10 protein-coding genes are annotated in these 24,338 nt (G+C 74.8%); 4 read left to right on the forward strand and 6 right to left on the reverse strand.

What is annotated here, in order from left to right; all coding sequences use genetic code 11:
* Positions 1–852 precede the first annotated feature (852 nt).
* Together LV78_RS41865 and LV78_RS33115 are read left to right on the forward strand one after the other, a co-directional pair.
* Entirely contained in the window at positions 853–1,560 is a 708-nt protein-coding gene (locus LV78_RS41865) for a GntR family transcriptional regulator (protein WP_253849965.1), read from the forward strand.
* On the forward strand, positions 1,557–1,856 hold the full coding sequence (locus LV78_RS33115) for a hypothetical protein (RefSeq protein ID WP_253849966.1): 300 nt from the start codon (positions 1,557–1,559) through the stop codon (positions 1,854–1,856). The genes LV78_RS41865 and LV78_RS33115 overlap by 4 nt, the downstream gene beginning before the upstream one ends.
* Positions 1,857–1,907: 51 nt before the next feature.
* On the opposite strand, the gene LV78_RS33120 is transcribed toward LV78_RS33115, so the two are convergent.
* The 4 genes from LV78_RS33120 to LV78_RS33135 all read right to left on the reverse strand — a co-directional run bounded on the left by LV78_RS33120 (position 1,908) and on the right by LV78_RS33135 (position 17,911).
* Positions 1,908–2,102 carry an MbtH family protein gene (locus LV78_RS33120; RefSeq protein ID WP_253849967.1) on the reverse strand — a complete coding sequence of 65 codons (195 nt, stop codon included), beginning with the start codon at positions 2,100–2,102 and terminating at the stop codon, positions 1,908–1,910.
* A complete protein-coding gene (locus LV78_RS33125; RefSeq protein ID WP_253849968.1) occupies positions 2,099–15,397 on the reverse strand; it encodes a non-ribosomal peptide synthetase in 13,299 nt (4,432 codons plus the stop codon). Before LV78_RS33125 ends, LV78_RS33120 begins: the two co-directional genes overlap by 4 nt.
* A 106-nt stretch (positions 15,398–15,503) precedes the next feature.
* Positions 15,504–16,514: an iron-siderophore ABC transporter substrate-binding protein gene (locus tag LV78_RS33130; protein ID WP_253849969.1), complete on the reverse strand. Its 1,011-nt coding sequence runs from the start codon at positions 16,512–16,514 to the stop codon at positions 15,504–15,506.
* A gap of 68 nt (positions 16,515–16,582) precedes the next feature.
* The gene (locus tag LV78_RS33135; protein ID WP_253849970.1) at positions 16,583–17,911 is read right to left on the reverse strand and encodes a lysine N(6)-hydroxylase/L-ornithine N(5)-oxygenase family protein; all 1,329 of its coding nucleotides are present in this window, start codon (positions 17,909–17,911) and stop codon (positions 16,583–16,585) included.
* Between the two features lie 136 nt (positions 17,912–18,047).
* Here LV78_RS33135 and LV78_RS33140 point away from each other — a divergent pair, with 136 nt between their 5' ends.
* Together LV78_RS33140 and LV78_RS33145 are read left to right on the forward strand one after the other, a co-directional pair.
* Complete coding sequence (locus tag LV78_RS33140; RefSeq protein WP_253849971.1) at positions 18,048–19,697, forward strand: ABC transporter transmembrane domain-containing protein; 1,650 nt, start codon at positions 18,048–18,050, stop codon at positions 19,695–19,697.
* A 73-nt stretch (positions 19,698–19,770) separates the two neighbouring features.
* Positions 19,771–21,717: an ABC transporter ATP-binding protein gene (locus tag LV78_RS33145; protein WP_253849972.1), complete on the forward strand. Its 1,947-nt coding sequence runs from the start codon at positions 19,771–19,773 to the stop codon at positions 21,715–21,717.
* Between the two features lie 238 nt (positions 21,718–21,955).
* Here the strand turns inward: LV78_RS33145 and LV78_RS33150 are convergent, their stop codons facing one another.
* On the reverse strand, positions 21,956–23,002 hold the full coding sequence (locus LV78_RS33150) for a peptidoglycan recognition protein family protein (RefSeq protein WP_253849973.1): 1,047 nt from the start codon (positions 23,000–23,002) through the stop codon (positions 21,956–21,958).
* 132 nt (positions 23,003–23,134) lie between these two features.
* Positions 23,135–24,319, reverse strand: a complete 1,185-nt coding sequence (locus LV78_RS33155; protein WP_253849974.1) for an NAD(P)/FAD-dependent oxidoreductase — start codon at positions 24,317–24,319, stop codon at positions 23,135–23,137.
* Between the last annotated feature and the right edge of the window lie 19 nt (positions 24,320–24,338).

Consider the following 24,338-nt stretch of genomic DNA (forward strand, 5'->3'; position numbering starts at 1 on the left):
GGGCACGGGGCACGGGGCACGGGGCACGGGGCACGGGGCACGGGGCACGGGGCACGGGGCACGGGGCACGGGGCACGGGGCACGGGGCACGGGGCGAGCGTGCCGGGGCGGGAGCGCACCGGAAGACGGACGGTGGCACGACACGGGAGGGTCACTCCGGCGGGTGATGGAACCGGTAGGGCGACGACTACGCGGCGGGCAACGGGTCGCTAAAAGCGCGAAGCACCGGTTGAACGGTCCGTTCAACCGGGAGTGAACGGACCGTTCAACGGCGACAAGACCAGTAGTTCGGCGGGCCAACAGCGGAGCGGCGAGACAGCGGCAGTCTCCAGGGCAACGACAAACAGCGGGAACGACGACCCGCCGGTTGAACGGACCGTTCAACCACAGACATGCAGCCCATTCACCCAACAACCAAGCGAGTTGAACGGACCGTTCAACCACAGACATGCAGCCCGCTCACCCCACAACCAAGCAAGTTGAACGGACCGTTCAACCATGAGCGAGCGGCCCGTTCACCCGCTGAAGGGCCAGCACGAATGGGTACCAGCGGGGTGGGGGTCCACAAGGTGGCGATCCCCGCAGCGGTGATTTCAACGCCCCTACAGCAGCGGTTGCAGCGCAACTCCTACAGCGGCGGCTCCAACAGCGGCGGTTGCAGCGCGGCTTCTACAGCGGCGGTGCCTACAGCGGCGTTGCAGTGCAGCTCCAACAACGGCGGTTGCAGCAGCAGAGGCCCCAACAGCAGCGGTTCCAGCGGGTCGCCGCCCCGCCCCACCCCCGCACGCGCTCCCCGCCCACTCCCCGCCCGCTCCCCCGATCCCCGCCCCACCCCGACCCTATGATGACCCCGTGGCAGGTGCAGGGAAGAAGACCAACCGGCGGGCCATCTACGAGGCGCTGCGCCGCAGGGTGCTCACCCTCGACCTGGCTCCCGGTTCCGCGTTGTCCGAGAACGAGCTGGCCGCCGAGCTCGGGGTCAGTCGGACGCCCGTGCGCGAGAGCCTCATCCTCCTCGCCGAGGAGGGCCTGGTTCAGGTCTTCCCCAAGATCGGCTCGTTCGTCTGCCGGGTCGACCCCGACAAGGTCGCCGACGCCCAGTTCCTGCGCGAGGCCGTCGAGCTGGCCGCCCTGGAGGACCTCCCGCCCACCCTCGACGCCGACCTGCTCGCCGAGCTCGCCACCAACCTGGAGCGGCAGCGCGTCGCGGAGGGGCTTGAGGAGTTCTTCGAGCTCGACGAGGAGTTCCACCACGGCCTCCTCCGGCTGAGCGGGCACGGGAACGCGTGGGGGACCGTCGTCGCCGCCAAGGGGCACCTGGACCGCGCGCGCAGGCTCGGGTTGTACGACGCGCGCTCGCCCGAGGAGTTCGTGGCGCAGCACGTCGCGATCCACGCCGCCGTCGCCGCCGGGGACGTGGCGGGCGCGCGGGCCGCCATGCGCACGCACCTGCGCGCGGTGTTCGCGGACGTGGAGCGGATCAGGCGCCGGTCGCCGGAGCTGTTCGACACCGACCCGACGTCCACCCCGACGCGCCGCAACGTGGTGGTGTGGGAATGACGGGGAACCGCAGGGCCTGGCCGCTGCCGGTGGCGCTGGCGGCGAACGCGGTGCTGGGCGTGCTCTCCGCCCTGCCGCTGGCGTGGGGGTTCGCGCTGCTGGTCGAGGTCGCCGGACCCGGCCCGTCGGACCCGCCGGACGTCGCCGCCGTGCTGTCGCTGCTGACCCCGGTGCTGCTGGTGTTCCTGCTGCTGAACGCCGTGCTGTTCAAGCTCAGCGGTCTCCCGGCCGCGCGCTACTGGCCGGTGAACGCGCTGGTCCTGCTGGCGCCCGCGCTGCTGGCGAGCTGCGCGTAGCGGAGCAGCGGCCGGGGGCGCCCGCAGAGCGCGGCGCCCCCGACCACCACCTCACCGCAGGCTCACCGGCCGCAGGTCGGTCCAGTTCTCCTCCACGTACGCCACGCACTCCTCGCGCCCGGTCGGCCCGAACACCGGGTCCCAACCGGCGGGCACCTCCGCGAACGCGGGCCACAGCGAGTGCTGCCCCTCCGCGTTCACCAGCACGTGGAAGACGCCCTCGGCGTCGTCGAACGGATTGCTCATGAGTCGATCCTCCCGTCAAGGTCGCCGACCAGCGCGTCCAGCTCGGCGCGCAACCGCTCGGCCCACCGCTCCACCGTGGCCCGCTCGAACAGGTCCACCGAGTACACCAGATAACAGGGCACGGGTCCGCCGCCCCTGGGTTCGTAGAAGCTGAGCGTCAGCTCCGCCGTCGTGCTCCCGGTCGGCACCGCGACCAGCTCGCCCAGCTCGCCGCCGAGCGCCGCCCGCTCGTGGTGCACCACCACGACCTGCGGGTCCGCGTCGGGCAGCACGTCGGCGTGGTCGAACGCCGCCAGGTCCGCCTCCCGCACCCGCGCGAGCAGCTCCGACCAGGTCGGCGACCCGGCCACGTCGGTGCGCAGCACCACCGGCGTGAAGAACGACCCGACCACGTCGGCCAGCGCCTCCTCGGTCCGACCGGCCACCAGCGCGCCGATCGGCACGTCCGAGCCGTGCTCGGACAGCACCACCGCCAGCGCCGCCTGCACCACCATGAACAGGCTCGTCCCGGTCGCCGACGCCACCGCGCCGATCGCCTCGTGCAGCGAGGCGGGCAGCTCGAACGGCACCGCGTCGGCCGCGTAGCGCGGACCGGGAGCCGTTCCGGCGTAGGGGAGTTCCAGCCTCGGCAGGTCGCGGAGCGCGTCGCGCCAGAACGCCCGCTGCCGCTCCCCCACCACCTCCGCGACCTCCTCGGACCACAGCGCGTAGTCCGCGTACCCGACCGGCAGCTCGGACCACGTCGGCGCGCGGCCGGAAACCCGCGCCCGGTAGGCGTGCACCAGGTCCCGGACCAGCGGCACCACCGACCACTCGTCCACCGCCAGGTAGTGCATGGTCAGCAGCAGCGCCTGCCGCTCCCCGGCCACCACCAGCCGCGCCCGCGCGGGCGGCCCGGCCAGCAGGTCGACCTCCTCGCGGGCGAACGCCGACAGCGCCGCGTCGAGTTCCCGCACCACAACGGTTTCCAGCTCCGGCGCGGGCACCGGGCGCTGCACCCGGCCGTCCAGCACGACCCGCAGCGGCTCGTGCCGGGCGACCACGTCCCCGTACGCCGCAGCGAGAGCGTCCGCGTCGAAGCTCCCGTGCAGCGCCAGCGCGTGGTCCCACCCGCCCCGCGTGGCCCACCTCGCCCGCTGCACCGCCGACATCGGCAGCTCCACCGGCCGCTCGATCCGCCGCAGCCTCGGCCGCTCGGACACCGCGCCGCTGAGCCTGCCCGCGAGCCCGGCGACGGTCGGCGAGTCGAACACGTCCCGCAGCGCCAGGTCGACCCCGAACACCGCGCGGATGCGCCCGACCAGCCGCATCGACGCCATCGAGTGCCCGCCCAGCTCGAAGAAGCTGTCGTGCGCGCCCGGCGAGACGCCGAGCACCTCGGCGAACAGCTCCGCCACCGCCTTCTGCTCCGGCGTGCTCGGCCGGTCGTCGCCCGCGAGGGCCGACCAGTCCGGTCGGGGCAGCGCGCGCCGGTCCAGCTTCCCGTTGGGGGTCAGCGGGAGCGGGCCGGGCAGGACCACGACGGCGGCCGGGACCATGTACTCCGGCAGGCGTTCCGCGACGCGCGCCCGCAGCCCGGACGGGTCCGGCTCGACCTCGCCGGACAGCGGCACGACGTACCCGACCAGCCTGGTGATCTCGCCCTCGCGGTCGGCGACCACGGCCGACTGGGCGACGCCGTCGGCCCCCGCGAGCACCGCCTCCACCTCGCCCAGCTCCACCCGGAACCCGCGGATCTTGACCTGGGTGTCGACCCGGCCGAGGAAGTCCACGTTCCCGTCCGCGCGCCACCGCGCCCGGTCGCCGGTCCGGTACATCCGCGCGCCGGGCGGGCCGAACGGCGAGGCCACGAACCGGGACGCGGTCAGGTCGGGGCGGCCGAGGTAGCCGCGCGCGAGCCCGCGCCCGGACACGTACAGCTCCCCCACCACGCCGGGCGGCACCGGCCGCAGCCGGGAGTCCAGCACGTGCACGGTGGTGTTCGGGTCGGGCACGCCGATCGGCACCGCGCCGCCCCAGCCGGGAACCGCGCGCCACAGCGTGGAGTTCACCGTGGCCTCGGTGAGCCCGTACGCGGCGAGCAGGTTCAGCCGACCGGCCCAGCGGCCGATCAGGTCCGGCGGCACGGTCTCGGTGCCGACCAGGATCGTCGAGCCGTCGGGCAGCTCGCAGTCGGCGGGCAGCGCGGACACCAGGGACGGCGGCAGCACCATGTGCGTGATCCGCCGGTCCCGCAGGAAGTCCGTGAGCGCGGGCCCGGCGACGCGCACCTCGTCCGGTGCGAGCACGAGCCTGCCGCCGACGCACAGCGCCATGGTCAGCTCGAACACCGCGACGTCGAAGCCGACCGAGGCGAACTGGAGCACCCGGCTGTCCTCGGTCAGGCCCATCCGGTCGATCGCGGTGGCCGCGAGGCTGGCGATGCCCTCGTGCGGGACGACCACGCCCTTCGGCCGCCCGGTGGAGCCGGAGGTGTAGATGACGTACATGGCCGAGTCGAGCGAGGCGGGACCGCCGTCCACAGTGGACTCGTCGGCGGCGGCGAGCTCGTCGGCGACCGCGTCCAGGTCCAGCCTGGGGACGGCGCCGGGAACCTCCACCTCGCTGGTCGCGACGACCAGCTCGGCCCCGGAGTCCTCGACCACGTAGGCGATCCGGTCCGCCGGGTTCGACAGCTCCAGCGGCAGGTAGGCGGCCCCGAGCTTGAGCACGGCCAGCACGGTCGCGACCATCTCCACCGACTTCGGCACGGCCACGCCGACCACGGACTCGCGCCGCACGCCCCGCGCCGCCAGCAGCCTGGCGATGCGGTTGGAGCGGGCGTCGAGCCGGGCGTAGCTCTCCGAGCGGGTCCGGTCGACCACCGCGACCTCGTCCGGCTTGCGCGCCACGACCCGCGCGAACAGCTCGGTGAACGTCAGCTCCGGCACGTCCCGCGCGGTGTCGTTGAACTCGCGCAGCACGAGCCGCCGCTCGTCGTCGGCGAGCAGGTCCACCGCGCCGACCGGCGCGCCGGGATCGGCGACGACGGTCGCGAGCAACCGGGTCAACCGCTGCGCGAGCCGGTGCGCGGTGGCCGCGTCGAACAGGTCGGTGGCGTACTCGACGCGGCAGCCGATCGGGCCGCCCGCCTGGTCGGTGAAGCTGAACACCAGGTCGAACTTGGCGGTGCCGGTCTCGTGCGGCTGCCACAGGACGGCGAGCCCGTCGAGCGCGAACTGCTCCGCGCCCCGGCTGTGGTAACCGACCATGACCTGGAACAGCGGGTTGCGCGCGGCGGAGCGGACCGGGTTGAGCCGGTCGACCACGGCCTCGAACGGCACGTCCTGGTGCGAGAACGCGGCCAGCGAGGTCTCCCGCACCCGGCCGACCAGCTCGGTGAAGCTCGGGTCGCCGGTCAGGTCCGCGCGCAGCACCAGCGTGTTGACGAAGAACCCGACCAGGTCGTCCAGCGCCTCGTCGGTGCGCCCGGCGATCGGCGCGCCGAGCGGGATGTCGTCGCCCGCGCCGAGCGCGCCGAGCAGCGCGGCCACGGCGGCCTGCAGGACCATGAAGGCGCTGGCCCCGGTGTCCTGGGCGATCCGGCGCACCCCGGCGACCACCTCGGCCGGGAACTCCACCTCCAGGTCCGCGCCCCGGAACGTCGGCCGCACGGGCCTCGGCCGGTCGACCGGCAGCTCCAGCTCCTCGGGCAGCCCGGCGAGCGCGCGCTCCCAGTGCCCGAGCTGCTCGTCGCCGACGACGTCCAGGAGTTCCCGCTGCCACAGCGCGTAGTCCGCGTACTGCACGGGGAACGCGGGCAGGTCGGGCTCCTCGCCCGCGCGCAGCGCCCGGTAGGACTCGGCGAGGTCGCGCAGGAACGGCCGGTCGGACCACTCGTCGGTCGTGATGTGGTGCAGCAGCACGACGACGAGGTGCTCGTCGTCGGCCAGGCGCGCGACGGTGACCCGCATCGGCAGCTCGCGCTCCAGGTCGAACGGCCTGCCCACCTCGGCGCGGACCAGGTCCTCGGCCTGCGCCTCGGTCGCCTCCGCGGTGCGGAACACCGGGTCGACGTCGGTCAGCACCCGCTGGAACGGCACGCCGTCGCGCTCGCCGAAGACCGTGCGCAGCGCCTCGTGCCGGTCGGTGAGCAGCCGGAACGCGCCGCGCAGCGCGGCCACGTCCAGCTCGCCGCGCAGCCGGAGGACCAGCGGGAAGTTGTACGCGGCGGAGGTGCCCTCCATCTGCTGGATGAGCCAGAGCCGCTGCTGCGCGTGGGAGAGCGGCAGCTCGTCCGGCCGCCCGTCCGGCCACCGCGCGGGGCGCAGGGGTGGCCTTGCCGGGGTCCCGCCGCTCGCGCGGGCTGCGAGCAGGGCCGGGGTGGGGGCGTCGAACAGGTCGCGGATCGACAGCTCGACGCCGAGCGCGGTGCGGGCCCGGCTGACCAGCCTGGTGGCCAGCAGCGAGTGCCCGCCCAGGTCGAAGAAGCTGTCCTCCACGCCCGCTCCCGGCACGCCGAGCAGGTCGGCGAACAGCTCGCGCAGCACGCGCTCCCGCTCGTTCGCGGGCTCGCGGGAGGCAGCGCCGCCGGTGACGACGGGCTTGGGCAGGGCGCGGGTGTCGAGCTTGCCGTTGACGGTCAGCGGCAGCGCGTCCACGGCCATGACGGCGGCGGGCACCATGTAGTCGGGCAGGCCGGACTTGAGCGATTCGCGCAGCCGCGCGGTGTCCACTTCGGACACGACGTAGCCGATGAGCCGCTTCACCCCGCCCGGCCCGGCGTCCACGACCACGGCGGCGTGGGTGACGCCGGGCAGCGCCGCGAGCGCCGAGGTGACCTCGCCCAGCTCGACCCGGTAGCCCCGGATCTTGACCTGGTCGTCGGTGCGGCCGAGGAAGTCCAGGTTCCCGTCCGCGCGGGCCCTGACCAGGTCTCCGGTGCGGTACATGCGCTCGCCTGGCGCGCCGAACGGGTCGGCGACGAAGCGGGACGCGGTGAGGCCGAACCGGTCGTGGTAGCCGCGCGCCAGGCCGATCCCGGCGATGTACAGCTCACCGGGCGAGCCGGGCGGCGCGGGGCGGAGGCGGGCGTCGAGCACGTAGGCGCGGGTGTTCCAGATCGCCCGGCCCACGGTGGAGGTCGCGCTGTCCTCAGTGGACGCGCCGAGGGTGTTGATCGTGTACTCGGTGGGGCCGTACAGGTTGTAGCCGAAGGTTCCGGGGGTGTCGCGCAGGCGCTGCCACACCGAGTCCGGCACGGCCTCGCCGCCGAGCAGCACCAGCGGCGGGACGTGCCCGCCCAGCAGGCCCTCCTCGATCAGCAGCTGCGCGTAGGTCGGGGTCACGTTGACCACGTCGATCCGGTGCTCGTCGCAGTAGGCGACCAGCGCGGCGGCGTCGCGGCGCAGCTCCTCGTCGCACACGTGCACCTCGTGGCCCTCCACCAGCCACAGCAGCTCCTCCCACGACATGTCGAACGCGAACGACACGGTGTGGGCCACCCGCAGCCGCCGCCCGCCCGCCGAGGCGATGGCGGGGGCGAAGATCGCGCGCTGGTGGTTGAGCTGCATGTTCGTCAGGCCCCGGTACGGGGTGACGACGCCCTTGGGCCTGCCGGTGGAGCCGGAGGTGTAGATGACGTACGCCGGGTGGTCGAGCGAGAACCTCGGCCAGTCCAGGACTTCCGGCGCGTCCGGCAGGTCCTCGACGAGCAGCGCGTCGTCGACGAGGCCGACCGACGCGGTGGACAGCACGCGCAGCGGGTCGGTGTCGGCGATCATCAGGCGCAGCCGGTCGGCCGGGTGGTCCAGGTCGAGCGGCAGGTACGCGGCCCCGGTGCGCAGCACGGCGAACAGCGCGACGACCATGTCCACGCCGCGCGGCAGGGCGAGCGCGATCACCCGCTCCGGACCGGCGCCCCGCGCGACGAGCACGGAGGCCAAGCGGTCGACGCGGGCTTGCAGGTCGGCGTAGGTCAGGCGCAGGTCGCCGAACACCAGCGCGGTCTCGTCGGGCGTGCGTCCGGCCTGCTCGGCGAGGAGCTCGGCGATGGTGCGGTCGACCACCGGGTTGGCGCTGGCGCCCCACTCGGCGGCGAGCGCGGCGCGCTCGGCGTCGGGCAGCACGTCGATCGCGCCGAGCAGCGCGTCCGGCCGGGTGACCAGGCGCTCCAGCACGGTGGTGTAGCGGTCGAGCACGGCCCGCGCCTGGTCGGCGTCGACCAGGTCGGGGCGCGAGGCCAGGGTGACCCGCGTGGTGCGGCCGGGCGTGATGATCAGGGTGAGCGGGAAGTGCGTTCCGTCCACGTTGGACACACCGGTGACGCCGTGCCTGGCGGCCAGCTCGGCGGACCGGTCGTCGCCGTCGCCGGTGCGCAGCACGAACAGGGTGTCGAACAGCTGCCGGTGCCCGGCCTCGCGCTGGATCTCGCCCAGTCCCACGTGCTCGTAGGACATCAGCGCGGTCCGCTCGGCCTGCACTCGCTTGAGCAGCGCCAGCACGCTCTCGCGCGGGTCGACGGCGACGCGGGTGGGGATGGTGTTGAGGAACATGCCGATGGTGTTCTCGACCCCGTCGACCTCGACGGGGCGACCGGCGACGGCGGTGCCGAACACCACGTCGTCCCGGCCGACCTGGGCGGCCAGCACGAGCGCCCACGCGGTGTTGTGCACGGCGTTCGCGGTGACGCCGTGCGCGCGGGACAGGGCGCGCAGCCGGTCGGCCAGCTCCTCGGGCAGGTCGGCGTGCAGCTCGGCCGGGATGACCGGTTCGCGGGCGCGGTCCACCGGGGCGACCAGGGTCGGTTCGGCCAGGCCCGACAGGGCGGTGCGCCACGCGCCGAGCGCGGCGTCGTGGTCCTGGCGGGCCAGCCACACCAGGTAGTCCCGGTACGAGCCGGGTTCGGCCAGGTCCGCGTCCGCGTCGCGGAGCAGCTCCAGCAGCTGCTCCAGGAACAGCCAGGCCGACCAGCCGTCCCACAGCACCAGGTGGTGGGTGATGACGAGCCGGTCGCGGCCGTCCGGCAGGCGCAGCAGCAGGAAGCGGGCCAGCGGCGGCGCGGCGAGGTCGAACCGCTCGCGCCGGTCGGCGGCGAGCAGCTCCTCGATCTCGGCGGCGCCCGCCACGTCGGTCCCGCCGATCTCCACCACGCGCAGCGGGATCTCCAGGTCCGGCGCGATGAACTGCACCGGCTGCGGCACGCCGTCGCTGGTGAAACCCGCGCGCAGGCTGGGGTTGCGGCGCAGCAGCAGCCTGCCCGCCTCCCGCAGCCGGTCGGCGTCGACCCGGCCGGTGAAGCTCAGGACCTCCTGGGACAGGTAGACGTCGAGCGCGCCCGTGTCGTAGCTGGAGTGGAAGAACAACCCCTCCTGCAGCGGGGACAGCGGCCAGGCGTCCTCGTGCGGGGGCAGTGCGGCGCGCTGGGCCTCGGTCAGCTCCAGCAGCGGCCGGTCGTCGGCCCTGGCGTCGGAGGTGCGCTCCAGCGCGGCGAGCGCGGCGACGGTGCGGTGCGCGAAGACGTCGCGCGGGCTGATCCCCGCACCGGCGCGGCGGGCGCGGGTGGAGACGGCGATGGACGTGATGCTGTCCCCGCCCAGCGCGAAGAAGTCGTCGTCCGGCCCGATCGCGGGCAGGCCGAGGACGTCGGCGACGATCCCGCAGAGCAGCTCCTCGCGCTCCGTCGCGGCGGCCCTGCCCGGCTCGGCGGCGGTGGTCGGCGCGGGGTCGGGCAGCGCGTTCTGGTCGAGCTTCCCGCTGGGGGACAGCGGGAACTCGGCCAGCGCGACCAGGGCGTGCGGGGTCATGGCGGCGGGCAGGGCGCGGGACAGCCCGTCGCGCAGCGCGGCCACGTCGGCGGTCGCGGGCGTGACGTAGCCCAGGAGCTGGTTGTCCCGCGCGATGACGGCGGCCTGGGCGACGCCGGGCAGCGCGGCGAGCGCGGCCTCCACCTCGCCCAGCTCGACGCGGTTGCCGCGCACCTTGACCTGCCGGTCGGTGCGGCCCAGGTACACCAGCGCGCCGTCCGCGCGGCGCACGACGAGGTCGCCGGTGCGGTACATCCGCTCCCCCGGCCCGCCGAACGGGGAGGCGACGAACCGCTCGGCGGTCAGCGCGAAGCGGCCGTGGTAGCCGAGGGCGAGCTGCGCGCCCGAGAGGTGCAGCTCCCCCGGCGTCCCGGCCGGGACCTGGCGCAGCAGCGGGTCGAGCACGTGCAGGCCGGTGTTCCACACCGGGAAGCCGATCGGCACGGCCAGGTCCGGCTCGCCCCGGAACGGGTACCAGGTGACGTCGACGGCGGCCTCGGTCGGCCCGTACAGGTTGTGCAGCGGCACGCCGGTGAGCGCGCGCCAGCGGCCCGCGACCTCGCCGGTCAGCGCCTCGCCGCTGCTGAACGCCCGCCGCAGGCTGCGCGCCCACGCCGGGTCGTCGGCGACCTCGGGCACGCCGAGGAACGCGGCGAGCATCGACGGCACGAAGTGCAGCGTCGTGATCCCCTGCTCCCGCACCAGGTCCGCGAGGTAGGCGGGGTCGCGGTGGCCGTCCGGGCGGGCCAGGACGATCGCCGCGCCCTGGCACAGCGGCCAGAAGAACTCCCACACCGACACGTCGAAGCTGGACGGGGTCTTCTGCAGCACCCGGTCGTCGGGGGCCAGCCCGTAGTGGTCCTGCATCCAGGCCAGCCGGTTGACGATGGCGCGGTGCGCGACGACGACGCCCTTGGGCCGCCCGGTGGAGCCGGAGGTGTAGATCAGGTACGCCGGGTCGTCGGGCAGCGGGTCCCGTGGATCGGCGTCGGGCGCGGTGTCCTCGGCGAGGCAGTCCTCCTGGCGCAGCACGACTTCCGCGCCCGAGTCGGCGAGCATGAACTCGACCCGGTCCGCCGGGTAGTCCAGGTCCAGCGGCAGGTAGGCGGCCCCGGAGCGCAGGACGCCCAGCAGCGCCACGACCAGTTCCGCCGAGCGCGGGATCGCGACGCCGACGACCTTCCCCGCGCCGCGCTCGCGCAGCCCGCGCGCGACGGCGGCCGAGCGGCGGTCGAGCTCGGCGTAGGTGAGGGTGGCGCCCTCGAACACCACGGCCACCGCGTCGGGGGTCTCCGCGACGCGCGCGGCGATGCGGCTGACCAGGGTGCCCTCGGGCACGGCGACCGGCTGCCCGGTCTGCGCGGCCAGCCACTCGGCCTCGCCGGGCGTGACGAGGGGGACGCTGGCCACCGGCCGGTGCGGGTCGGCGGCGAAGACCTCCAGCAGCCGCACCAGGCGGTCGGCGAGCGCGACCGCCTCGGCGTCGGGCACCCGGTGCTTGATCCGCAGCTCCAGGCGCGCGCCGGGGATGGCGATCAGGGCAAGCGGGTAGTGGACGCGGTCGCGGACCTCGACGTCGGTGACCACGTCGGGGAAGTTCTCGACCACGACGAGCGTGTCGAACAGCTCGCCCTGACCGGCCGCGCGCTGGATCTCCGCGAGGCCGAGGTGCTGGTGGTCCAGCAGCGCGGCCTGCTCGTCCTGGAAGCGGGTGAGGACCTGGGCGAGCGTGTCGGCGGGCGCCCAGCGCTGGCGCACCGGCACGGTGTTGATGAACAGGCCGACCGCCGACTCGATGCCCTCGACCTCGGCGGGGCGACCGGCGACGGTGCTGCCGAACACCACGTCGCGGCGGCCGGTGCGCCCGCCGATCAGCAGGCCCCAGGCGCCGTGCAGCACGGAGCCGGTGGTCAGGCCGAGCCTGCGGGCGGCGGTGGTGAGCGCGGCGGTGGCCTCGGCGCTCAGGAACGCGCTGTGCTGGCCGTGCCTGGGCGAGGGTTCGGGGACGACGCGGGTCGGTTCGTCCACGTCGGACAGCGCGGCGCGCCAGGCGGCGCGGGCGGCGTCGGCGTCGCGGGTGGCGAGCCAGCGGTGGTAGGCGAGGTGGTCGGGCGCGCCGACCTCCACGCCGTCCAGCTCGCGGCGCAGCAGGCCGACCGACCAGCCGTCGACCAGGATGTGGTGCAGCGTCAGGACGAGCTTGTCGCCGACGGCGGCGGCCCGCAGCAGCGGCGGGTGCTCCAGGTCGAAGCCGCCCGCGCGCTCGGTGGCGAGCACCCGCTCCAGGTCGGCGTCGGCCGGGTACTCGTGCCAGGGCAGGTCCAGTCGCGGCGGCACGAGCTGCACGACCTCGCCGCGCGCGCCCTGGGCGAACCCGGCGCGCAGCGCGGGGTGCCGGTCCAGCAGGCCCTGCACGTCGGCGCGCCGCACCGCGCGGCCCAGCGACAGGACCTCCTGCACCAGGTAGGAGTCGTCCGCGTCGAAGCGGGAGTGGAAGTAGAAGCCCCGCTGGAGCGGGGAAGCGGGCAGCACCTCGTGGTCGCCGGGGAACTGCGCGACCAGGTCGGCGGGCAGCAGCTCCACGTCCGCGTCGGCCAGCGCGCCGACGGGGCGGGAGGCGACGGCCAGGTTCGCCGGGGTGCGGTGCTCGAACACCTGCGCCGGGGTGATCACCAGACCGGCGGCGCGGGCCCGCGAGACCACCTGCATGGCGACGATGCTGTCGCCGCCCAGCTCGAAGAAGTTGTCGTGCACGCCGGGCTTGAGACCCAGCACGGCGGTGAACGCGTCGACCAGGACGTGCTCGGCCGGGGTGGTGGCGGGGGCGTCGCCGCCCAGCGCGGTCCAGTCCGGGTCCGGCAGCGCCTTGTCGTCCAGCTTCCCGTTGGGGGTCAGGGGAAGCGGCCCGGCCATCGGCACCACGACCGAGGGGACCATGTACTCCGGCAGCAGCTCGGCGGCGCGCTCGCGCAGCGCGGCGGGCTCGGCGGTCCCGGTGAGGTAGGCGACCAGGCGCTTGACGCCCCGGTGGTCGCGGCGCACCCGCACGGCCGCCTGCGCGACGCCGGGTTGGGCCATGAGCACGCTCTCGACCTCGCCGGGCTCGACCCGGAAGCCCCGGATCTTGACCTGGCCGTCCGCGCGGCCCAGGAAGTCCAGGCTGCCGTCGAGCCGCCAGCGCACCCGGTCGCCGGTGCGGTACATGCGGGAACCGGGCTCGCCGAAGGGATCGGCGACGAAGCGGGCGGCGGTGAGCGCGTGCTGCCCGTGGTAGCCGCGCGCCAGGCCGCGACCGCCCACGTACAGCTCGCCCTCCACGCCCACCGGCACCGGCCGCAGCGCGGAGTCCAGGACGTGGCAGCGGGTGTTGGGGTCGGGAACGCCGATCGGCACCGGCCCGGCCCAGTCCGGCTGCGCGGGCCACAGCGTGGAGTTCACGGTGGCCTCGGTGAGCCCGTACGCGGCGACCACGCCCATCCGGCGCGCCCAGCGGGCGATCAGCTCGGACGGCACGGTCTCGGTGCCCACCACCAGGACCGCGCCCTCGGGCAGCTCGCACTCGGCGGGCAGCGCGGCCACCAGCGACGGCGGCAGGATCATGTGCGTGGCGCCGTGCTCGGCCAGGTAGTCGGTCAGCTCGGGACCGGCGACGCGGCGGTGCGAGGGCACGACGATCGCGCGCCCGCCCACGCCCAGCGACATGCACAGGTCCCACACCGCGACGTCGAAGCCGACCGACGCGAACTGGGCGACGCGGCTGGACTCGGTGACGCCGATGCGGTCGACGGCGGTGGCGATGAGGCTGCCGACGCCCTCGTGCGTGACGACGACGCCCTTGGGGCGCCCGGTGGAGCCGGAGGTGTAGATGACGTAGGCGGCCTGGTGCAGCTCGATGTCCAGCCCGAGGTCGCTGCCGTCGTCCGGCAGCTCCCAGGCGAAGTCCTCGGTGATCACCAGCTTCGCGCCCGCGTCGGCGACCATGCCGGTGACGCGCTCGCGCGGGTGGTCGGGGTCGAGCGGCAGGTACGCGGCGCCCGCCTTCATGATCGCGAGCAGGGTGACGACCAGGTCCGCGGAGCGCGGCAGCATGAGGCCGACGACGTCCTCGTGGTCCACGCCCAGCGCGCGCAGGGCGCGGGCCTTGCGGTTGGCGGCGGCGTTCAGCTCGGCGTAGGTGAGCCGGACGTCCTCGCACACCACGGCGATCGAGTCCGGGACGCGGGCGGCCTGCCGCTCGACCGCGCCCGGCCAGGTGGTGTCCTCGGTCTCGCGCGGGCTGGCGCCGAGGTCGAGCAGCTCGGCGCGCTCGTCGGCGTCGGTGAGGTCGACGCGGGCGATCGGCAGGTCCGGGTCGGCGTCGAGCACGCGCAGGAACCGGCGCAGGTGCTCGGCCAGCTCGGCCTCGTCGCACACGGCGGCGTTGGCCTCGAAGGAGATCACCAGGGTGCCGGTGGTGGACGGCATGAACGACGCGGTGAGGTCGTTGACCGGTCCGAGGGAGAGCATGTGGAACGCGGTGTCCACGCCGGGGAACCCGGTCTCCGCGCCGAAGCCGAGGTAGTTGACGGTGGGGCCGACCAGCTCGGCGATGCCGTCGCGCAGGCCCAGCTCGCGGGCCAGGTCCTCGCCCCGGTAACCGCTGTGCGGCAGCAGCTCCCGCACCTGCGCGTCGGCCTGGGCGACCAGCTCGGTGAGCGTGCTGCCGGGGTGGACCCGCAGCCGCAGCGGCAGGACGGTGGAGGCCATGGCGGGCGTGGTGCGGGAGACCGGGTCGCGGCGGCCGGTCACGGGCAGGCCGAGCACGACCTCCGGCGCGCCGCTGACCCGGTGCGCGTAGGCGGCGACGGCGGCGATGACCTGGCGGGAGCCCTTGACCTCGGGCAGTTCCGCGACCAGCCGGTTGACCGAGCGGACCTGGCCGTCCGCGCGCGGGACCAGCCGCACCGGCTCGGGCAGGTCGGCGGTCCTGGCGTGCCAGTACTCGCGGTCGGCGGCGTGCGCCGGGGAGTCCCGGTAGGCCTGCTGGGCGTCGACGAACGCCTCCAGCGGGCGGGGGCGCAGCGGGCCGGGCTCGGCGTACAGCTCGCGGGCGCGCGCCATGATCAGCACGCAGCCGTAGGCGTCCACGGCGAGGTGGTGGTACCGCTGGTACCACAGCAGGTGCCGCTCCCCGAGGCGCAGGAAAGCGTGGTGGAACAGGGGTCCGGCGGCCAGGTCGGTGAGCGCGCCGAGGTCCTCGTCCATCCACGCGCGGGCCGCGTCGGGGGAGTCGAACTCCAGGTGCGTGACGACGGCGCTGGGCTCGACCGGGGTCTGCCCCCGCTCGTCGAACCGCACGTGCAGCGCGCCCGTCTCCGCGATCGCCTGCCGCACCGCGGTTTCCAGGCGGGCGAGGTCGAGCTCGCCGCGCAGTTCCAGGTACCAGCCGATGTTGTAGACGGGGTTGTCCGGCTCGATCCGCTGGGCGAGCCAGACGCCCGCCTGGGCGCCGGTGAGCGGCAGCGACGTCATGGGAAGGCCTCCACGCAATGGGTTCCGCGCAGGTCTGGGCGCACGACGCGGGTGGGGGCGCCGGGTTCGGCGGCCCCCACCCGCGACGGAAGGGCTGGTGCTGCGACTAGTTCTCGATCTTCTCCAGCAGCGGCACGACCTGGTCGATGCCGTAGGGCACGCTCAGCACGGTGTTGAACGACATGGAGGCGCCGATCGGCGGGTCCATGTAGGTCAGGAACAGGTCGCGCTTCTCGGTGGTGACCTTGAGGCGCTGGTAGGCCTCGACGCCCTTGACCCGCTCCTGCGCGGCGAGGTCGGAGGTCAGCCAGATGACCCGGTCGGCCTCCAGCAGGTCCATCCGCTCCTCGCTGAACTCGGCCACGTTCATCTCACCCGCGAGCGCGCCGATCTCGTCCTTGAGCGTGAAGCCCAGCTCCTTGACGAAGATGGCCTTCGGGTCGGTCGGGGCGAACGCCGAGTACTGGCCGGGCTTGAAGCTGTCGGCGACGACGGCGGTCTTGCCCTGCCACTCGGGGTGGGCGGCCTTGGCGTCGGCGAACCGCTTGGCCACGCCGTCGACCAGCTCCTGCGCCTTCTCGCTCTTGCCGAGCGCCTTGGCGATGTGCTTGGTCTGGTCCTGCCACGGCGCGCCGTAGTCCACGAAGCCCTTGGGCTGCGCCACGACGGGCGCGATCTTGGACAGCGTGTCGTAGTGCTCCTGCTGGAGCCCGGAGTACACGGCGACGATCAGGTCGGGCTTGAGCGCGACGATCTTCTCCATGCTCACGTCGTCGCGCTCGCCGACGATCTCCGGCTGGGTGTCGCCCCACAGCTCCTTGGTCCACGGCCAGTTGCCGTAGGGGCGCTCCTTGAACCAGTCGACGACGCCGACGGGCTTGGATCCCAGTGCCAGCACGGGTTCCTGGTCGGACAGGCCGAGCGTGACGATGCGCTTCGGCTCGGCCTTGATCTCCGTCGAGCCGTACTTGTGCTCGACGGTGACGGGGAACGCGCCGGACGCCGCGTCGCCGGTCGCGCTGGGGGCGCCCGCGTCGGCGCCACCGCCGCTCCCGCACGCGGTCAGCGCCAGTGCCGCCGCGGCGACGGCGGCCACCAGCCTGGAGATGCCGGACATTGTGGTTGGTTTCCCTTCCGCCGGACGGGCACCGCTGCCCGTCCGAGGTTTCTCGTGTGGTGGTGGGTCTAGCTGGAGCTGGAGCCGCTGATCGCGTACTCCTGCTGGGACGGGATCGCCGCGGGGCGGCGGTCGAGCACGGATCGGAGGATCTCCCCGACCCGCACGGCGGTGTTGGACAGCAGTGCCGAGGAGATGCCGTGGCTGTGCTCGGTGCCGCCCTGCAGGTAGATGCCCGCCTCGACGTCGGCGGAGGTGGTGACGCGGTAGTCGCGGTCCACCCTGAGCCGGTCGTCGGGGTCGCGCAGGCAGCGCCCGGCCAGCTCGCCGAGCAGCGGCGTCGGGTCGGCCTCGTGGTAGCCGGTGGCGTAGACGACCGCGTCGGCGGTCAGCTCCTCGGACTCGCCGGTGGCCAGGGACTCGACGGTGACGCGGACGCCGTCGGCGGTCTCGGCCAGGCCGGTGACGTGCGAGAGGTTCAGCAGCCGCAACCGGTTCGCGCCCAGCACCTTCTCGCGGTAGACGCGCCGGTACAGCTCGTCGATCAGGTCGGTGTCGACCACGGCGTAGTTGGTGTTGGCGTGGTAGCCCATGATGCGGCGCTTGATCTCGTCGGGCGCGCCGAAGTAGTCGTCCACGGCGGCCGGGTCGAAGATCCGGTTGGCGAAGGAGGAGTCGTCGGCGGGGCTGTAGCCGTAGCGGGCGAACACGCCGCACACCTCGGCGGCCGGGAAGCGCTCGTGCAGGAAGGCGGTGACCTCCGCGGCGCTCTGCCCGGCGCCGACCACGACGACGCGCTTCGGGTCGCCCAGCGCGGGGACGCGCGCGAGGAACTCGTGGTTGTGCCAGACCCGCTCGGAGGGCACGACGCCCTCGGGGAGGTTGACCCGCAACCCCGTGGCGAACACGAGGTTGCGGGTCCGGCGGACCTCCAGCCCGCCGTCGGCGGTGCGGGAGGTGACGTCGAAGTGGGCGATCGCGCCGTCCTGCTCGACGGGGGCGATGGCGACGACCTCGGTGCGGTACGAGACCTGGTCGGCCAGCTGCGCGGCGGACCACTCGAAGTAGTCGTTGAACTCCACGCGCAGCGGGAAGAGGTTCTTGTGGTTGATGAAGTCGCTGAGCCTGCCGCGCTGGTGCAGGTAGTTCAGGAAGCTGAACGAGCTGGTCGGGTTCCGCAGCGTGACCAGGTCCTTGAGGAAGGAGACCTGCATCGTCGCGTCGTCCATCAACATGCCCCGGTGCCACCCGAAGGCGGGCTGGCGCTCAAGGAAGTGAGCGGTGACGGCCTCGCCGGGCGACGCGGTGGCGTTGTGCTCGGAGACGGCGATGGCGAGGGCCAGGTTGGAGGGGCCGAAGCCGACGCCGAGGACGTCGAAGACCGGGAACTGTGGCATGGCTGTCCCATCGGTGCGACATTGGGTTGATCAAACTTTGGTTACCCTAACCTAACCTCAACGCCTCACGAGAGTGATCCAGACCTCTCTTACGGTTAGGCTAACCTCACTCTCCGTACCCCTGGAAGGTGCTGCGGTGAAAAAAGTCCTTTCGGACGTGGTCACCGGGCAGTGGCGGCCGGTCGCCGCCGCAGGAGCCCTTGGCGCGCTCCACCAAGCTTGCGAGGCCGCCGTCCCGCTGGTGATCGGCGTGATCGTCGACGAGGCCGTGGCGACCGGCGACGGCGTGCGGCTCGGCCTGTGGATCGGACTGCTCGGCGCGGTGTTCCTGGTGCTGTCCAACGCTTTCCGCTTCTCGCTGCGCGCGGGCGAGCGGGCCGCCCACCGGGCGGAGCACGACGTGCGGGTCCGGCTGGCCCGCCGGGTGCTGGCGGAAGGCGGCGTGGACCGGCTGTCGGGCGAGCTGGCCAGCATCGCCACGGGCGACGCGCAGCGCGTCGGACGGGTGAACGCGGCGCTGCCGACCGCCATCGCCGCCGTCGTCGGGCTGCTCGTCGGCGCGGTGGCGCTGCTTCGGGTTTCCACAGCGCTGGGACTGCTCGTGCTGGTGGCCGCGCCGCTGATGCTCGGCCTGGCGCACCTGCTGGGCAAACCGCTCGAACGGCGCAGCGACGCCGAGCAGGAGCGGGCGGCGGCGGCCTCCGGGGTCGCGGCCGACCTGGTCGCGGGCATCCGGGCGCTCAAGGGCATCGGGGCCGAGGCCGCGGCAGCGGCCCGGTACCGGGGCACCAGCGCGGAGTCAGCGGCGGCGGCCGTGCGGGCGGCGCGCTCGCGGGCCTGGCTGGACGGGTGGATGCTCGCGGTCACCGGGGTGTTCCTGGCGGTCGTGGCGCTGGTCGGCGGGCGGCTGGCCGCGAACGGCGAGATCACCGTGGGGCAGCTGGTCGCGGCGGTCGGGCTGGCGCAGTTCCTGCTGTGGCCGCTGGCCATCTTCTCCTGGGTCAACGGGTTGCTGGCGCAGGCCAGGGCGTCGGCCGCGCGGGTCGACGCGGTGCTGGGCGCGCCGCCCGCCGTGCCGCCCGGCTCGCGGGTGCCCCCGGTCGCGGCCGGGGACGTGGCGCTGGTGGACGTGGTGTCCGGACCGCTGCGCGGCGTGTCGTTCTCGGTGTCCGCCGGGGAGTTCGTGGGCGTGGTGGCGGACGACCCCGCCGAGGCGGCGGCCCTGCTGGCGCTGCTGGCGCGGGAGGTGGACCCGGAGTCCGGGGCGGTGCTGCTGGACGGGGTCGCGCTGTCCGAAGTGGACGGTCCTGCCCGGCGGTCCGCGCTGCTGGTCGCCTCGCACGAGGCCGACCTGTTCGGCGGGACCGTGCTGGAGAACGTGCTGGACGGCGGGGACCACGTGGACGAGGCGGTGGCGGCGGCGCGGGTGGACGACGTGGCCCGCGCGCTGCCGGACGGGCTGGGGACGGTGGTGTCCGAGCGCGGGCGCTCGCTCTCCGGCGGGCAGCGGCAGCGGGTCGCGCTGGCTCGGGCGCTCGCGGCAGCCGCGCCGGTGCTGGTGCTGCACGACCCGACGACCGCCGTGGACGCGGTGACCGAGGTGGCGCTGGCCGACGGGGTGCGGCGGGTGCGGGCCGGGCGGACCACGATCGTCGTGGCGGCCAGCCCCGCGCTGCTGGCCGCCGCCGACCGGGTGGTGCACCTGAGCGCCGGGGTCGTGGTGGCGCAGGGTGCGCACGCGGACCTGGTGGCGCGCGCGGACTACCGGTCGGCGGTGCTCGGGTGATCTCCCCCGCGCGACCGGAATGCGCTTACCCCCCTTTCGTGCCAGTGATCCCTGCGACGACCGGCGGTGCGCGGTGACCCGAAAGCTCCTCCCGATCGCCTCACCCGCCCGCGTGCGCGCCGCGCTCGGCGAACTGGTCGCGCCGCGCTGGAAGCTCGCGGTGGCGGCGTTCTCGGTGCTGTTCACCGGCGCCGCGGTCGGCCTGGCCACCGCTCCCCTGCTCGGCCGGATCGTCGACCTGGTCGGCGCCGGGCGCGGGCCGGAGGCGATCACCTGGCCGGTGGTGGCGCTGGCGTGCGTGGCGGTGGCGCAGGGGGCGTGCGCGGCGGTCGGGGTGACGCTGGTGGCGCGGCTCGGCGAGGGAGTGCTGGCGCGGCTGCGGGAGCGGTTCGTGGAGCGGGCGCTGCTGCTGCCGCTGGAGCGGGTCGAGGAGGCCGGGGCGGGCGACCTGACCTCGCGGGTGACGCGGGACGTGCAGGTGGTCGCGGACGGGGTGCGCAACGCGCTGCCGGTGATGGCGCGGTCGGCGCTGACGATCGGGCTGACCGTGGTCGGGATCGGGGTGCTGGACTGGCGGTTCCTGATCCCGGTGCTGCTGGCCGCGCCCATCCAGGCGCACACCGTGCGGTGGTACGGCGGGCGGGCGGTGCGGCTGTACGCGGCGCAGCGGGTGGCGGTCGGGGCGCAGCAGCAGCAACTGCTGGACTCGATCGGCGGGGCGGCGACGGTGCGGGCGTTCGGGCTGGCCGAGCGGCACGCGGAGCGGGTGCGGGAGCGGTCGGACGAGGCGGTGTCCCTGGCGCTGCGCGGGATCAGGCTGCTGACCCGGTTCTACGGCAGGCTCAACGCGGCCGAGTTCGTCGGGCTCGGCGGGCTGCTGGTGGTGGGGTTCTGGTTGGTGCAGGGCGGTTCGGTGACGGTGGGGGCCGCCACGGCGGCGGCGCTGTACTTCCACGGGCTGTTCAACCCGATCAACGCCGCGCTCGCGCTGGCCGACGACGCGCAGGCCGCGTCCGCGTCGCTGGCGCGGCTGGTGGGGGTGGCGGACGAGCGGACTGACGAGCGGGCGGACTCCTCGGCGGGCGCGGGTTCCGCAGCGAGCACGAGCGCTCCGGCGGGCGCTCCCGCCGGTCCCGACTCCCCCGATCCCCTCGCCGCACACGATCCCGTTGCCGCGCCGGGACTTCCCGCGCCCGGCGACGCCGGGGTGTCGCTGGCCGGGGTGGGGCACGAGTACGTGGCGGGGCACCCGGTGGTGCGCGGGGTGGACCTGGAGGTGAAGCCCGGTGAGCGGGTGGCGCTGGTCGGCGCGTCCGGCGCGGGCAAGACCACCCTGGCGAAGATCATCGCGGGGGTGCACCGGCCGACGTCCGGCACGGTGCTCGTCGGCGGGGCTCCGCTGGAGCGGGCGGCGCGATCGGTCGCGCTGATCACGCAGGAGGTGCACGTGTTCGCCGGGCCGCTGGTGGAGGACCTGCGGTTGGCGCGGCCGGGCGCGTCGGTGGCGGACGTCGAGGAGGCGCTGGAGCGGGTGGGCGCGCTGCGGTGGGCGCGGGCGCTGCCCGAGGGGCTGGAGACCGTGGTCGGCGAGGGCGGGCGGCGGGTGACGGCGGCGCAGGCGCAGCAGTTGGCGCTGGCGCGGCTGGTGCTGGCGGACCCGCCGGTGGCGGTGCTGGACGAGGCGACGGCGGAGGCGGGCAGCGCGGGCGCCGGGGAGCTGGAGGTCGCGGCGGCGCGGGCGCTGGACGGGCGCACGGGGTTGCTGGTGGCGCACCGGTTGACGCAGGCCGCCGAGGCGGACCGGGTGGTGGTGCTGGAGGCCGGGCGGGTCGTGGAGAGCGGGACGCACGCGGCGCTCCTGGCGGTGGGCGGGCGGTACGCGACGCTGTGGGCGGCGTGGTCGGGGACGCGGGCCGGTGGCGCCCCCGGAGCGGTCGCGGGTCCGGCGGACCTCGGGCCGTCGCGCGCGGGCGCCGCGGTTTCCGGTGGCGGCGAACCCGGTCCGGGGCTTCGCCCCTAGGCGGACCGGGTTCCGGTCGCGGCCGGGCGGTCCTGACGTCGGTCGGCGGTCCGCTGCGGCAAGGCGCGCTCACCACCGACCGGGCCGAGCCTGCGGAGCCCGCGCGCAGGCTGCTTCCCGTGCGGCGGCCCCGGTGCGCGTCGGGCACGGGAACCGGTCCGCACCGACCCGCCACTTTGAGTCCACTGTGGACGCGAGGCGGCCCCGCGCGGGAGGTTCCGCGCGGGGCCGGGCGGGATCAGTACCCGCTCACCCGCTTCGCCACCTCGGCGCGGATCCCCGCCAGCTCCGGGAAGAACCGCTCGCCGGGGCACTGGGTGGCCAGCCAGTCGCGGTGGCCGGAGATGGTGTCCACGGACTTCGTCGCGCCGCTGATCGGGTTCACGTGGTCCTTGCGCCCCAACGGGTCCAGCCCGCACGCCTTGCTGATGGCGGCCAGCACGGCCACCAGCGAGTCGACCGCCTGCGCGCTCGGCGGCTCGGTGGTGAAGTCGCCCATGACGCAGACGCCGACGTTGCCCGCGTTGTAGCCGCCCACGTGCGCCCCGTTGGACATCCGCGGCGCCCCGCCGTCGGGTTCGCCGAACACCGGGAGCTGGTCGGTCCCGGACCAGCGGCCCTCGTAGACGCCGCCCTGCGGGTCGATCAGCAGGTGGTAGCCGATGTCGCCGAAGTCCTGGTTGACGGCGTGGTCCCGGTAGATCGCGCGGATGTCGGCCGCCGGGTCCGCGCCGACGGGCAGCGCGGTGTGGTGCACGGTCAGGGTCTGCACCGGGAAGTACGCGGCGGGGAAGGCCTCCGAGCCGTCCTCGCGGAAGCGCAGCGACTCGTCGGCGCCCCAGGCGGCGCGCGGGAAGTACTGCTTCCCGGTGGCGCGCCCGGCGATCCTGGCCTCCCCGGTCGAGCGTGCGGTGGCGCCCGAGGTGCTCAGCTCGGTGACCGAGGTGGCGGTGGGGACGTCGACCTCGTACTCGACCACACCGGGCCCCAGCGGCAGCAGGGCGCGCGCGTGCGCCGGGTTCTCGTGGCCCGCCGGGCAGGAGGCCAGGGTGCGCCAGTCGCCCCAGCCGGACGCGGTGCGGGTGCGCCAGCGGCCACCGCCGGAGGCGACGGACAGGTGCGTGGACGCCGGGCCGACGGGTCGGGTGCTCCGGCCCGCGGCGAGCGCGGCGGGACCGGTGGCGGGGGTCGCTTGCGCGGTCCGGACGACGGCGCCCGCAGCGAGTGCGGCGGCGCCCGCGGCGAAGGCCCCGCGCAGCACGCTCCGACGTGACAGGTCGGTCACTGTGGTGTCTCCTCAGGGGTTCGTGGTCTGTCGTGGGACGCGCCCGACGCGACCGCTCCGGAGTCGTCAGGGTCCTCGGCGCCGCGCGGTGGGACGTCCCCCGTGACTAACGAGCCAGGCCGGAAAAGGTTGTCAGCGCTGGCTTTCCCGCAGGCCGAGGTCGGTGAGGACCGCCCGCGCGGCCCGGCGACCGGAGAACAGCGCGCCCTGGATGGACGAGGTGTCGCGGTGGTCGCCGCACACGTAGCCGCCGCCGGCCCGGACCGGGCGGCGCAGCGGGTGCGGCGCGGGCATCGCGGGGAGGGCGCGGGGGATCTCGCAGCGGGCCAGCACCTCCCACCCGGCGGTGGCGGTGCCGTAGAGCGCGCGGAGTTCGGCACGCACCTCGGATTCGGCCAGCGGGTGGGGGGTTGAAACCTGCACCACCGGAACGGGTCGCGGCACGACCTCGGAGATGACGGCCGAGTTGATCGCCCGACCGGCGCCGACGACGAGCGCCGGGTCGCGCAGCGGCGGTTCGTCCGGGCGGAAGTACCAGGTGGTGACGGAGTTCCAGCGCGGCGCGGCGACACCGGGCAGCAGGCGGGCGGCGGTGTCGCCGTCGGTCGCGACGACCACCGCGTCGGCCTCGACGCGCTCGCCGCCCTCCAGCTCCACGCGCGGTCCGCGCACGGCGGCGACCCGCTGGCCGGTGCGCACGTCCAGGCCCTCGGCGAGCAGGTCGGGCAGGGCTTGGACCCCGCGCGCGGGCAGGGCCGCGCCGCCGAGCGCGAAGCAGCGCCAGACCAGGCGGAAGAAGCGGGACGAGGTGTCCAGGCGGTCCTCCAGGAAGACGCCGGACAGGAAGGGGCGGAAGAGCTTCTCCAGCGCGGACGGGGAGAAGGCGGCCAGCGCGTCGCGGGTGGCGAGGTCGGGCGGGCGCAGGTCGGGGGCGAGGGCGGCGCGGGCGGTCAGCGCGGCGAGGCGGGCGAGGTCGGGGGCGGTGAGGACGTGCTGGCGCAGCAGGCCCTGCCAGGCGTGGCGGCCCTGGCGGGGGTCGGCGAGGAGGTCGTGGCGGCCGTCGTCCTCGACGAAGACCCCTGGGCGGAACGGGCGCAGGTCGAGGCGGGCCAGGTCGAGGCGCGCGAGTTCGGGGTAGGCGGGGAGCAGGATCTGGAAGCCCCGGTCCAGGGGCACGCCGTCGACCACGTCGGTGCGCACGCGCCCGCCGGGGGCGTCGGCGGCTTCCAGGACGGTGACGCGGACTCCGGCGTCCGCGAGCTCGCGAGCGGCGCTCAACCCGGCCAGACCGGCTCCCACCACGACTGCCTGTGTCATCTTGCGACGCTAACCGGGC

Source organism: Actinosynnema pretiosum (genome assembly GCF_024171695.1).
GTDB lineage: Bacteria > Actinomycetota > Actinomycetes > Mycobacteriales > Pseudonocardiaceae > Actinosynnema > Actinosynnema pretiosum.